This is a genomic window from Streptomyces graminofaciens (assembly GCF_030294945.1).
GTDB lineage: Bacteria > Actinomycetota > Actinomycetes > Streptomycetales > Streptomycetaceae > Streptomyces > Streptomyces graminofaciens.
Genome location: NZ_AP018448.1, coordinates 305,109 through 317,553 on the forward strand (window position 1 = coordinate 305,109; position 12,445 = coordinate 317,553).

At 69.3% G+C, this 12,445-nt stretch carries 11 protein-coding genes and 2 pseudogenes; 8 read left to right on the forward strand and 5 right to left on the reverse strand.

What is annotated here, in order from left to right:
- Positions 1-86 precede the first annotated feature (86 nt).
- Entirely contained in the window at positions 87-1,268 is a 1,182-nt protein-coding gene (locus tag SGFS_RS01530) for an NAD(P)/FAD-dependent oxidoreductase (RefSeq protein ID WP_286246992.1), read from the reverse strand.
- The gene (locus SGFS_RS01535) at positions 1,265-3,286 is read right to left on the reverse strand and encodes a LodA/GoxA family CTQ-dependent oxidase (RefSeq protein WP_286246994.1); all 2,022 of its coding nucleotides are present in this window, start codon (positions 3,284-3,286) and stop codon (positions 1,265-1,267) included. Before SGFS_RS01535 ends, SGFS_RS01530 begins: the two co-directional genes overlap by 4 nt.
- A 244-nt stretch (positions 3,287-3,530) precedes the next feature.
- Between SGFS_RS01535 and SGFS_RS01540 the strand changes: the two are divergent.
- From SGFS_RS01540 to SGFS_RS01560, 5 genes and pseudogenes are all read left to right on the forward strand, one after another.
- Positions 3,531-3,821 (forward strand): annotated as a pseudogene (locus tag SGFS_RS01540) (MFS transporter); the annotation flags it as partial.
- Positions 3,822-3,882: 61 nt separating this feature from the next.
- Positions 3,883-4,404 (forward strand): MFS transporter, encoded by a 522-nt coding sequence (locus tag SGFS_RS01545; protein ID WP_286246996.1) that lies wholly within the window; start codon positions 3,883-3,885, stop codon positions 4,402-4,404.
- Positions 4,405-4,700: 296 nt separating this feature from the next.
- Positions 4,701-5,366: an SDR family NAD(P)-dependent oxidoreductase gene (locus SGFS_RS01550; protein ID WP_286246998.1), complete on the forward strand. Its 666-nt coding sequence runs from the start codon at positions 4,701-4,703 to the stop codon at positions 5,364-5,366.
- 187 nt (positions 5,367-5,553) lie between these two features.
- Entirely contained in the window at positions 5,554-5,835 is a 282-nt protein-coding gene (locus SGFS_RS01555; RefSeq protein ID WP_286247000.1) for an MFS transporter, read from the forward strand.
- A gap of 29 nt (positions 5,836-5,864) precedes the next feature.
- Positions 5,865-6,704, forward strand: a complete 840-nt coding sequence (locus tag SGFS_RS01560; protein ID WP_286247001.1) for an MFS transporter — start codon at positions 5,865-5,867, stop codon at positions 6,702-6,704.
- 113 nt (positions 6,705-6,817) lie between these two features.
- Here the strand turns inward: SGFS_RS01560 and SGFS_RS01565 are convergent, their stop codons facing one another.
- On the reverse strand, positions 6,818-7,570 hold the full coding sequence (locus SGFS_RS01565; protein WP_286247002.1) for an NADPH-dependent F420 reductase: 753 nt from the start codon (positions 7,568-7,570) through the stop codon (positions 6,818-6,820).
- 65 nt (positions 7,571-7,635) lie between these two features.
- A complete protein-coding gene (locus SGFS_RS01570; RefSeq protein WP_286247003.1) occupies positions 7,636-7,803 on the reverse strand; it encodes a hypothetical protein in 168 nt (55 codons plus the stop codon).
- 519 nt (positions 7,804-8,322) lie between these two features.
- Between SGFS_RS01570 and SGFS_RS01575 the strand changes: the two genes are divergently transcribed.
- On the forward strand, positions 8,323-8,916 hold the full coding sequence (locus tag SGFS_RS01575) for a TetR/AcrR family transcriptional regulator (RefSeq protein ID WP_286247004.1): 594 nt from the start codon (positions 8,323-8,325) through the stop codon (positions 8,914-8,916).
- 405 nt (positions 8,917-9,321) lie between these two features.
- Positions 9,322-9,852 (forward strand): annotated as a pseudogene (locus tag SGFS_RS01580) (ATP-binding protein); the annotation flags it as partial.
- Between the two features lie 780 nt (positions 9,853-10,632).
- On the opposite strand, the gene SGFS_RS01585 reads toward SGFS_RS01580, so the two are convergent.
- Complete coding sequence (locus SGFS_RS01585; protein WP_286247005.1) at positions 10,633-11,625, reverse strand: aldo/keto reductase; 993 nt, start codon at positions 11,623-11,625, stop codon at positions 10,633-10,635.
- 119 nt (positions 11,626-11,744) lie between these two features.
- Here SGFS_RS01585 and SGFS_RS01590 point away from each other — a divergent pair, with 119 nt between their 5' ends.
- Positions 11,745-12,386 carry a TetR family transcriptional regulator gene (locus SGFS_RS01590; protein WP_286247006.1) on the forward strand — a complete coding sequence of 214 codons (642 nt, stop codon included), beginning with the start codon at positions 11,745-11,747 and terminating at the stop codon, positions 12,384-12,386.
- Positions 12,387-12,445: the final 59 nt, after the last annotated feature.

Here is a 12,445-nt window from a genome sequence, read left to right on the forward strand (position 1 = left end):
TCCGTCAGGTACAGGTGCCACCGCTTCGCCCCATGAACAGACCGGGCCGCCCGCGCCTGCGCCACCAGGCGGTGCTCCGACTGCGTTCAGAAGGGGGAGTTGGGGAGGTCGGCCAGGCGCCGTGCCCAGAAGGTGCGGTGGATCCAGCGGGCTTCCTGGGCGTGGATGAGACGGTGGCCGCGCAGGTACGCGGTCCGCGCGGCCTCGACCTTGTGCGCATAGGCGGCGAGGCCGGAGTCCGCGCCGCGATGCACGCGACTCAGGTGGGCGTCGACGGCCAGGCCCGCGCTCATCCCGGTGTAGAGGGCGGTGAGGACGCCCTGGGAGGAGAGCGGGTCGAAGGCGATCGCCGCGTCCCCGGCGGCGGTCCAGCCGTCCCCGTACACCCGGTCCAGGTGCGCTGTGTGCGCGGCGGCCCGGCGTGGCGCGACCGGTGGCGTGGGCGGGGGCCCGTGCCGGTGGGTCCACCGGGACACGTGCTGGGTGGCCGACAACCGTTGGTGGAAGTGGCGCGCGGTGTACGGGGCGGCGGACAGGTCGGTGTCGGTGAAGTAGGCGACCAGGCGCCCGCCGGAGGGCTGTGGGGCGGTGTACCACCAGCCGTCCTCGTCGGATTCGACGAGGGAACGGCGGTCGGTGTCCCGCGGGTCCGGCTCCAGGGGTGCGTACAGGGCTGTGAGCCGGTCCCGGACCCGCCGCCGGGCCCCGCACCGGACGGCGATCGCGGCGGGGCGGCCGGTGGCGTCGATCACCCAGCGGCAGGACACCGTGCGCTCGCCACCGGCCCCGGGAGCGTCGGCGGGGCCCGTCTCGCCGCGCAGGGTCAGCGTCCAACCGCCGTCCGGCCGCCGGGCCGTGCCGCGTACGGCTGTGCCCTCGGCTACCTCGGCTCCCGCCGCTCGGGAGGCTTCGCGCAGTCGCCGGTCGAAGAGCCGCCGGTCGAGATGCCAGCCGTGGCCGTGCGGATCGTTGATGAAGTCCACGGCGTGCAAGTCGGCCGAACCCCACGCCGAAACATTGCCGTAGCAGGGCAGATGCCCGGACCCGAGGACACGGTCGGCGACGCCGAGGTCGCCGAGCAGGACCCGCGCGGCGGGTACGAGCGTCTCACCGATCTTCGGTGGCCCGGTGCCGGCGTCCACCAGCAGAATCGTACGGCCGGCCCGGGCGAGTGCGAGGGCGGCGGCGGAGCCGGCCGGGCCGCCGCCCGCCACCACCACGTCGTACGTTTCTGCGGGTTCCGCGCCAGGGGCCAGTGCGGGGCTCACCGCTCCTCGTGGAAGGGGTCGAGCCTTTCGAGGTATCCGGCGGCGATCTCCTCCGGAAGGTAGCCGGTCGCCTCCGCCGCCTCGCTGACCGCCTGTGCCACATGGTCGGCCTCGACGGCTTCGGGGGCGAGCCCGTCGGCCGGCCGGATTCCGCGTGCGGCGGCCAGCAGGGCCGGACCTGCCTCGGGCACGTGCAGGTTGACGAGGTTCGCCGTGTCCGGTGCCTGGTCGAGCGGTGCTGCCGGGCGCGACTCCACCTGGATCCGTGCGGGGAACTTGCCGTCGCCCACGGTGTAGTCGCGCGTCTCGACGATGCCGAGCTTCGACCAGTCCGTGATCATCTGTGTGCGTTGCTGGTTCATGGTGCCGGTGAGGCCGCGCAGCCAGGTCGCCCGCCGCTCGAACGCCTCCTCCCGGGCGCTGTCGTCACCGCCGACCGACGGTGTGTTGACCTTCTCGAAGTCGTCCAGCTTCAGCACATGGTTCGGCACCTGGGCAGGCCAGAAGGTCGGCAGGTACGGGCTGTAGCGGGGGCCGAGGTTGGCCAGCACCTCGTAGCCTGAGCGGCAGCTCGCGGTGTCCGCCTGCCAGGGGGCGGCCATCCAGCGGGTGAGGTCGCCGGGGCCTTGTGCGAACAACGGGCCGTTCGCGGCGGTCGCCTCCTGCGGGGTGAGGGTGGGCCCGAAGTCGGGTTCCGCGGTGTTCGGGGCGCGGTGCTTGATGCGGAACGGCGCGCTGAACATGCTCGGGGTCCTGATCGGCCAGGTGACCTCGCACCCCGGGTGGAACGCGTCGGCGGCGCAGTTCTCCAGGGCCGCCCGGTCCAGCAGCCCCGGTTGCTCGGCTACAGGGGCGTCGTCCACGGTCGGTCGGGGCGGTCGCAGCGGTCCGGCCTGGAACGCGCCGTCCGCCCAACGACTCAGCATCCAGTCCTGGGTCGGGGACAGTTTGCTGTGCTGGCGCACGGACTTGGGCTTGCTGGCCATGGCGTCGCCGTAGAGCCACGGCCACGGCAGCGGGGACGTTCCGTCGCGGTCGTAGTCGCGCAGGGAGACGTAGATCTGGCGGCGCAGTTCCCGGTTCCGTTTGGAGGGATCGGCGAGCCGCTTCCGCATTGTCGGGGAGAGGAAGAAGTTGGGGCCGTTCCAGCCGAACTGTGTGGCGAAACCCTGGTTGACCCACTGCAGATCGCAGAATCGGCGCAGTATCGGTTCGATATGGTCGGTGAAGGAGATCTGCTGCGGGCGGGTCAGCGAACCGGCCTTGACGAAGACATCGAAAAGCAGGTCGTAGAGAGTGCGGACGGATTTCACACCGGGGGCGTAGTGCGGAGGTCCCACCACGACCCATGCGGGGGTGGCGGTCAGTTCTTTTCCGTCGATACGGACCTTCGCCGTCACCGGGCCGTCGGACACGTCGTCGTACCAGGTGTCGTTGTTCGCGACTCCGGTGATCGGGTTGTTCTTGTAGGAGGCGGAATTTCCCCTTCCGCCGAGCACCACCAGGCGGCCGTCGGATCGGGTGGAGATCTCCCCGAGGTACACCGCCTTTCCCATGATCTTGCCGGAATCGAATTTCTGCGTCTCGGTCATCGAGCCGCGAACGGTGCGAATTCCGGGGTCGTTGACCAACTTCTTCCGGTCGGCGCCCACGACGTCGGCGTTTCGCCGACCGTATTGCTCCGGCGCGAGCGTCTTGCCCTCGGGGATGTCGAGCGGCACATGGAACTGGTACCAAGCTGCCTTCTTGTTGGCCAGGTGCACGGTCCACTGGATCTCGGAAACACCCGCGTCGCCCGGCTTCAGCTCCCGTACGACCTCCCCTGCGGCGTTGTAGCCGTACACCCGGAATCGCGCGGCCTGCCTCCGGATCGCCCCGGAACCATCCTTGTACGAGCCGTGGTCCTCGGGTTTCTGGTCCGGTGATTCCGGGCCGATGAAGGGTGTTTCCCTGCTGTTGCCGACCCGGGCGACACCAATGGCAGGGTGAATTTTCACCTGCACTATTTTACCGTCCATCGAAGAGCCTTCCGTTGTGGGGCAGCCGGGTCCGATCTTAAACGTAAGATCTTGCGATTTCGGCCGAACATCGGAACTGCCGAATGGCTGTACGGATGCATCCTGGGGTGTCAAGGTCGCGCTCCGGGCGAACAGGGCGGGGGCGGAGGACCGGCAGTCGTCCCGCACTCCGCGCTGGCAATGTTTCCCGCTGCTGCTCGCGGCACGGTTTCTGACGGCGCTCGCGACCGGGGCGTTCTGGGCGGTGGCCAATGTGGTGGCGGTGGCGGCAGGGGTCGCCGGGCCCGCCGCGAGCTCCCGTGCCCTGGGCGTCGTGGGTTCCGGTGCCATGCTCGCCAACGTCGTCGGGGTGCCGCTCGGTGCTTTCACCGGGCACCTCATGGGCTGGCGAGGACCCTTCTGGGCGCTTGCGGCCCTTACGACGGCCGCTACGGCGCTGATGGCCCGCTACGTCCCGCACGACGGCACCGGTCGGCAGGCGGTGTCGATCCGGTCCGAGCTGTCGGCCTTGCGCTCCAGTGGGCTCTGGCTGGCGCTGGCCGCCTGCGCGACCACGACCGGCGGGGTCCTGTCGACGTACTCCTACATCGCGACCCTTGCTGACCGACCGGACCGGCCTCGCCGCCGGTCTCGTGCCGCTGGTGCTCGTCGGCTTCGGCGTCGGCGCCCTGGTGGGCTCCCTCGTCGGCGGCCGTCTCGGCGACGCCCGCCCGCACGCGACCACGATCGTGGCGGCGACGGCCACCGTCCTGCTGCTGGCGCTGTGCCTGCTGTCCGGCTTCGCCGCGCCGATCGTTGTGCTGGTCACGTTGCTGGGGCTGTTCGGGCTCGGCGCCAACCCGGTGCTGATCTCCCTGGCAGTACGCTTCGCGGGCCAGGCGCCCACCCTGGGCTCCGGCCTCACCGTCTCGGCATTCAACTTCGGTACGGCGGCCGGTTCCTGGATCGCCGGGTCCGCCCTCGACTCGTCGCTCGGGGCCACCGGTCCCGCCGTGGTCGGCACCGTCATCGCCGCGCTGACCCTGTTCCCCCACGATCACCCTCGCGATCGCCCAGAGGCGACGTCGTTCCGCGGCGATCGTCGGCTGGAGCACGCGATCGTCGGCTGGAGCACGTGATCCCGAGTGACGGCGCGGCACCCAGCACGCCGTCGTCCAGTACCTGCGGCGATGTTCCCCCTTCCTCCCAGGGCGCCGCTCAGTCCGACTGAACTGATCCGTCTTGACGCGAGGGCTGTGCCCCTCGAGCTCCCTGAACCTGACCCTGTTTCTCCCTCCACCGGATCCAGCGAGTCCGCAACGCCGGGCCGAAGGAAGCCAGTGCTGCGAGGGCGTCACCTGGCAAGTCACAGACCACAGATCACCATCAGCCACACCCGGTCCTCCCCGGCCACCGACGTTCTCAGGAACTCACCATGACGACCTTCGCCCTCATCGGCGCCGGACCCGGCCTCGGGCTCGCCACCGCCCGCCGCTTCGGAACCGCCGGACACACCGTCGCCCTCATCTCCCGCAGCGCCCAGAACCTGCAGGAAATAGCAGGAGGACTGACCCGCGACGGCATCCAGGCCCGCGGATTCGCCGCCGACGTCCTGGCCCCCACGTCCCTCACCACTGCCCTCCGTGCAGCAGCCGACACCCTGGGCCCCATCGAGATCCTCCAGTACAGCCCCGTGCCCCGCGCCGACTTCATGAAGCCGGTCCTCGACACGAGCCCCGACGACCTCGACGCCCCACTCGCCTTCTCCATCAAGGGCCCCGTCATCGCGGTGAACACCGTCCTGCCCGGCATGCGCGAACTCGGCCGCGGCACCCTGCTGTTCGTCAACGGCTCCAGCGCCGTCCGCCCCAACCCGAACGTCGCCGGTACCTCCATCGCCTTCGCCGCCGAAAGCGCCTACGCCCACATGCTCCACGACGCCCTCGCCCCGCAGAACATCCACGCCGCCCAACTGATCATCCCCGGCGCCATCCGCCCAGACGCCGAACACAGCAGCCCCGAGGCCCTCGCCGGGCGCCTGTACGACATCCACCTCAATCGCGACACTTTCCGCCACTACGCCGAGCCCCTGCCCGGCTGAGGAAACCTGCACGCCCCCATGACCCCATGACGCCAGCCACCCTCCGTGCCACAGCGGACGTCGACGCGCACGGCGCCACCGGACGTATGCATGGCGCGATGCCGTGCGACACCCCGCCGAGCAAGCAGCCGTGCGACTGCCGCACCATGCGGCAGTCGCACGCCACCCTCAAAGAGAAGGGCCCCGCATGTCCCCCCGGGTATACAGCCGGTCCCGCAAACTGCCCTTCGTCGTGTGGGTGCCGGCTGTCGGCACGTTCCTCACGGGCAGCACCGAGTTCGTCGTGGCCGGTCTGCTGCCCGAGGTCGCTGACGATCTGAGCGTCAACGTGCCCCCAGCCGGCCTGCTGATCACAGCGTTCGCCGCAGGCATGATCGCCGGTCCTCCGGTGATGGCGATCGCGACGCTGCGCCTGCCGCGGCGCTCCACGCTGGTTCTCGCACTCGTCGTTTCGCCCTCGGCCATGTAATCGCCGCGCTGAGCTCGAACTTCGCCATCGTGCTCGTTTCCCGCGTGGTGACCGCTCTGGCCACGGGCGCCTTCTGGTGTGTGGCCACGGTCGTGGCGGCCACCGCGGCAGGGCCGACGGCGACGTCACGCGCCCTGGGCCTGCTGATGGGGGGTCTAACGGTGGCGAACGTCGTCGGGGTCCCCCTGGGTTCGTGGCTGGGGCAGGTGTCGGACTGGCGTGGGCCGTTCTGGGTGCTGGCCGTGTTGTCGGCCTGTGCCGCGGCAGTCATCGGCCGGTTCGTCCCTCCCGAGCCGCGACGGCAACCACCTTCCGTCCGGGCCGAGTTCGCCGCGCTGCGGCAGCGGCGGGTCTGGCTGGTGCTCGGCTTCATCGCCCTGCTCATGGGCGGTGTCCTGGCGACCTACAGCTACATCTCACCCTTGCTCACCGAGCGCGCCGGCGTCCCTGCCGGAGCCGTCCCCCTGGTCCTGGCCGTCTACGGGAAGAGCGCCGTACTGGGCACCGCAGTCGGCGCGCGCGTGGGCGACGACCGGCCCCTGGCCACGATGATCGCCTCGGCCGCCACGACCACGCTGATCCTTTGTCTACTGGTGTTCTTCTCCACCAGCCCCGCGGTGACCGTGACCCTCCTGGGAATCACCGGCTTCGCGGCGACCCCGGTGCTCGGCGCGCTCGTCGTGCGCTTCGCCGGTTCCGCGCCCACCCTCGCCTCCGCACTGAGCAGCGCGTCGTCCAACATAGGCGTCACCATCGGCTCCTGGGCGGCAGGCATAGCCCTGGCCTCGTCCCTGCAGGAGGCCGGCCCTCCCCTGGTCGGCACGGTGGCGGCCGCACTGACCGCCGTACCGCTGACCGCGCTGGAGTGACGTAACACACCAGGAATCAGCCTTTATGAGGATGTGCTTACTGAAGCCAGGAGTCAGGCCTGCGGCAGCAATAGGCCCCGCTTCCACCCGATGCCTGATCCCCGCCTTCTGGTTCAGTCCTGAGCAAGAGTCGCGCGGGCATCGCCCGCGGAGCGCCGTACTGCGGTGTCGGTCAGTTTCTTGACCCTGTCTGCGGGTACCGGGAGGCCCGGGGTCTCGGAGAACCAGCGCCACTTCTCCGCGTCGGTCAGCCCCGCGGGCTGTGCGGGCAGGTACGGCTGAACGTAGACGGGGGTGCCCGGCTCGCTGCGCCAGCTGTCGGCGAGGCTTCCGGTGTCCACGGCGTCGTAACCCAGCGCGTCCAGAAGCTCAGCCACCTGCGCCTTGGCGGTCGCGTCGTCGCCTGCGACGGGCAGCGCACTGCGGTCGTCGGCGCCGACGGGCCGGGCGGACCTGAACAGGCGGACGAAGTCGATGTTGTTGATGGCTTTGACCACCTGGGAGTCGGCCAGGTGCCGCTGGACCAGGGCGCTGGAGGTCTGCTCGCCGGCGTCGAGCTCGGCGATCCGGTCGTCGCGCTCGGGGTAGTAGTTCATGGTGTCGATGACGGTCTTGCCGGCCAGGGCTGCGGCGGGGAGCTGCTGGTAGGTGTTCAGCGGAACGGTCGCCACGACCAGGTCGCCGGCCTCTGCAGCCTCCGTGGGTGTGGCCGCGCGTGCGTGCTCGCCGAGTTCGGCGACAAGGTCGGTGAGGGTCTCGGGGCCGCGGGAGTTGCTCAGTACGACATTCAGGCCGGCGGCGACGGCTAGACGGGCCAGTGCGCTGCCGATGTTGCCGGCGCCGATGAGTCCGAGGGTCTTGGCCATGGCTCATGTCTCCATTTCGGTGGGTAGAAGTGGGAATCGCGATGTGAGATTTCGGCTGCGCGGGCTCACGCCTCTGCCGTGGGCCACGGCTGACAACTGATCCAGGCGGCGCCGTCGGGGAAGAGGACGGCGACGGCGAGATCGGCGGGTTTTCCCCTGGTGTGTCTGCGGGCGTACTGCGGTGCCATGGCCTGCAACTGCCGACGGTCGTGCTGTGGCTGGGTCTCGGCCACGGTCAGGTCTGCTTGCGGTCGGACGTGTTGACGATGACACCACTGTCCTGCCCCAACCGGCGCGGCAGGGTTCGCGTCGTGAGGACCGCTGCCGCCCCGCCAGGTCCAGCGCCCGCAGGTCGCTGTCGCGGCCGAGGGGTGATGCGCAGAGATCGACTCCGGCGTCACTGCTGCTCGGCCGGCGCCTGGACCGAGCCTCGTCACTGATGTCGAACTCGACGGCGATCGCGGACGACAGTCTCCTGTCGGCCCCGCTGACGGTCGCCGCTGGCGCGACGTTGGTGTCGTGACAACGACCGCGGCCCCCTCCTCGGCGAGCCGCTCGGCCGTGGTCGGCCGATACCAGGCACGCCGTCAGCAATGACGCTCCTCTCGGCCTGCAGACGCCCCATGGTTCTCCCCCTCGCTGCACTGAAGCGCCATTTTTGAACCATTGGCTTCTTGATGAAACTTGGTGTCACATTGAGAACTGTAGCTCATTATTGCGGGTTGAGTTCAAGGGTGAGGTAGGATCGCGGGGTGACTGGAGCAGCACGTACGAGCACGAGAGACATCGCGCGGGCCGCCATCCGGTCGGAGCTGGCCCACGTGGCCTTCGACCTGTTCCGCCGTGAGGGCTTCGAGAAGGTCACCGTCAACGACCTGGCCGCGGCCGCCGGAGTGTCCCGCAGCACTTTCCTGCGCTACTTCGGCAGCAAGGAGGATGCCGTCCTCGGCGCCGTTGACGCTCAGGGCGAGCAGATCGCCGATGCCGTACGGGCCCGGCCAGCCGACGAGGACGACTGGACGGCATTGCGGCGCGCACTGGACATCGTCATCAGGCCCCACCGCCAGGACACGGACGGCGCACTCGCAATGTCCCAGCTGATCATGCAGACGCCCGCACTGTGTGCCCGCAGCCAGGAGAAGCAGAACGGCTGGCGCCCCGCCATCGCACAGGCGCTCGCCGAACGCGACGACCCGGCGCGGCCTCCCACCCTGGGCCCTCTGGTGCGCGCCGCCGCCGCGGTGGATTGTCTGAACATCGCGGTCAACCACTGGACCGCCTCCGACGGCCGCTGCGACCTCGACGACCTGCTCGACGAAGCCTTCGCCGCACTCGCCCCGCGCTGAACAAGACGGATCGGATCGGAGGACCGGAGTCGCACGCACGGACGGCGCCCCACTCGATGCCGTGGTGCGCGCCGCCGATTGGTCGATCAGCCGGCGGATGACAGCGGGCGGCTCGAGGTTGCAAGAACGGTCGATGCGGGCGGCCGTCGACGGGCCTTCCGGACCCACGACCGACGCGCGTGCGGGCCGCGACAGCCAGCGCCGCAGCAACCGCCCCACAGTTCGGAGGTAAGACCCTGGCGCGCCACTCCCCGGCGGGCACCGGCCCGCCTGCACCGACAGCGCACGGGCCATAGCCGGAGCCCGCCTTGTCGGCAGACGCGTTCGGAGCCATCGTGGGCTATGACACTTACGACAAAACGGTCAGGATGATCACCATGGGTGTCACATTCGATCGGCTCGTTTGATGAACGGCTCGATACGCTCTGCCGTGTCCTGGCCCGTCGCGTTCCCACGCTGGAAGCTCTTTGCGACACGGTCCTGGAGACACTGCGGACCGAGTCCCGGGCCGATGACATAGCACTGCTCATCGCTCGCACCCGGGCCCTCCACCAGGACCATGTCGCCTCCTGGGAGATCCCCGGTGATCCGGCTGCCGTAGCCGAGGCTCGCAAGCGTGCCTCCGACTGCCTCACGGCATGGGGGCTGCAGGAGTCCGCCTTCGTGACCGAGCTGGTGGTCAGCGAACTGGTCACCAACGCCATCCGTCACGCCGCCGACCCGATACGGCTCCGGCTGATCAAGGACCAGTCGCTGATCTGCGAAGTCTCCGACGGCAGCAGTACGAGCCCGCATCTGCGCCGGGCACGCCTGTCCGACGAGGGCGGCCGGGGCCTTTTCCTTGTCGCCGAGTGCACCGAACGCTGGGGCACTCGCCACACCCACGACGGCAAGATCATCTGGGCCGAGCAGCGTCTCGTGCCCTCCCCCGTATGAACGGGATTCAGTGCACAGACGTGAGCTGTTGCATCAGCCTACGTACCGGCACGCCAGATTTCAGCGAGGCATGTGCGCCTCGCCTGTCTGACGAGTGGAGGCACTCCTGCCACCAGGGCGACACCATGGCAATGGCCTGTTGCGGGTCGAGGCGCATGTCCATGGCCGGCCGCATTGGTCCCGCCAGGTAGGTGACCGCATCACCCAGCGTCATCACACCATCGGCCCCGACGAAGCTGCGGCCGTTGCCGCAGCGGGCGGTTGGTCGGAGAGCTGGCCGTCCTGGACTCCCCACATGCGCACCGCCCCGCACGGCGGGGAGCAGCCCGCAACCAACCCCCCGCCGCCCCGGCCTCCCCGGAAAGACGACCTCGCCCTGTCCGGGAAGACCGGCTGCGGCAGATGAACCCGAGGCCACGGCCCTGCCTTCAGGACGACCCGGCTTACAGCCAGCGAGGACCGGGCCTGGCCTCAGTAGCGTCTCTGCCGACTCTCCGTACCGTCGGCGCCGGGGGCCAGCGGCCACCACGTGGCGTGCTTCCGGGGGGAGACACCAGCGGGACCAGTGTCCGGGTCAGCGGCTGTTCCCGTGGCAGTCGCGCGGGGCGGCATCTGAGGTATCCGGGTGGGGCGAGCCATGCGCCGCCTGTCGAGACCGAGCCGAGGCGAACAGATCTCGGGTCGGGCGTCCATCCACGGGCTTCCCGACCAGACACTCACGCCGGCCCCGTACACGCCAGGGCGGGTACGGGGCCAACGATCTGCGGGAGTGTCTCAGCATCAGTCCGTTGACATGGCGGACAGCATGGCGGCCGGGTAGCGGCTGCCGGCGGAACCCTGGGGCAGGATCGTCGTGATGTGCTCGAGGTCGGCGTCGGTGAGTTCGACGTCGACGGCACCGGCGTTCTCCTCCAGGCGCGCGGCATTGCGGGTACCGGGAATCGGAACCACGTCGTCACCCTGTGCGAGCAGCCAGGCCAGTGCGAGCTGGGCGGTGGTGATGCCCTTGGCGGCGGCGAGCTTCTTCAGCTGCTCGGTCGCGTGCAGGTTGTACGTATAGTTCTCGCCCTGCCAGCGCTCGTCCCAGCTGCGCATGTCGTCCGCCGGGTACTCGGCGGCGGGCTTGACCACGCCGGTGAGAAAACCGCGGCCCAGCGGGGAGTACGGGACCAGGCCGATACCCAGCTCCCGGAGTACCGGCAGGGTCTTTTCCTCCACCTCACGTTCGAAGATCGAGTACTCGAATTGCAGAGCCGTGACCGGGGTGACGGCGTGGGCGCGGCGGATGTACTGCGGGCCGACGTTGCTCAGGCCGAAGTACTTCACCTTGCCCTCGGCGATCAGTTCGCCGACGACACCCGCGACCTCCTCGACCGGCACCTCGGGGTCGGAGACGTGCTGGTAGAAGAGGTCGATGTAGTCGGTCTGCAGGTAGCGCAGGCTGTTCTCGGCGACCTTGCGGATGTTCTCCGGTCGGCTGTCGAACCCCGCACCGATCTGTTGCGCGGTCATGTCGTAACCGAACTTGGTGGCCAGGACCACCTCGTCACGGAAGTCCTTCACAGCCTTGCCGAGCAGGATCTCGTTGCTGCCCGTGCCGACGCCGTACAGCTCGGCGGTGTCGAAGAAGTCGATCCCGAGTTCGTGCGCACGACGGATGGTGGCGATGCTCTCCTCCTCGTTCGAGGAGCCGTAGGCGAGGGTCATCCCCATGGTGCCGAGTCCGAGCGCGGAGACACGAAGACCTTGGGAGCCCAGGTTGCGGTGGTGCATGAGTTTGCTCCATACGTAGCTGTCAGCCAGGCGTCGTCAAACCAGACTGTTTGGTTTGAGTTTAGACGTCAGCCGTCCACAATGCCAAACCAAACAGTTCGGCCACTTATCCTGGTCGTATGCCTCGCCCAACCACCGACCCGACCGCCGAGCCCGCTGCCCCGGAAAGCGCCGACTCAACCCGTGAACGCATCGTCACCGCCGCCACGGATGAGTTCGCCCGTCACGGAATCGCCGGTGCCCGGGTGGACCGCATCGCCAAGCAGGCCAGGACCAGCAAGGAACGCGTCTACGCGTACTTCCGCGGGAAGGAGGCGCTCTACGGCCACATCGCAGCCAAGGAACTGACCGAGCTCGCGGAGGCCACCAAAATGGATCCGGGCGACCTGCCCGGCTACGCGGGCCGTCTCTTCGACCACTTCACGGCCCGCCCCGATCACCACCGCCTGATCACCTGGGGACGCCTCGAACTGGCCGACTCGGCTGTCGTCGACACCGACGCCGATCCCACAAGGGCGGCCATCGCCCGCAAGCTCGACCAGCTCCGGCAGGCACAGCAGGCCGGACATCTCGACCCCGCATGGGACCCGGTCGATGTCCTCGCCCTGGTCAACCAGATCGCCACGACGTGGGCGGCTCAGACCGAGATCGGCGCCGCCGCCGAACAGGCCGCGGACCCGTCCGTCGCCGCTCGCCGTGCCGCAGTGGTGGCCGCGGTCGAACGTCTCTTCCCACGCGTGAAGCGGTCACAACCCGGCTGACCGTTTCGGGGATCGGCTACTCGACGCTGTGCACTCACCGCCACGACGCCCGGGGACGG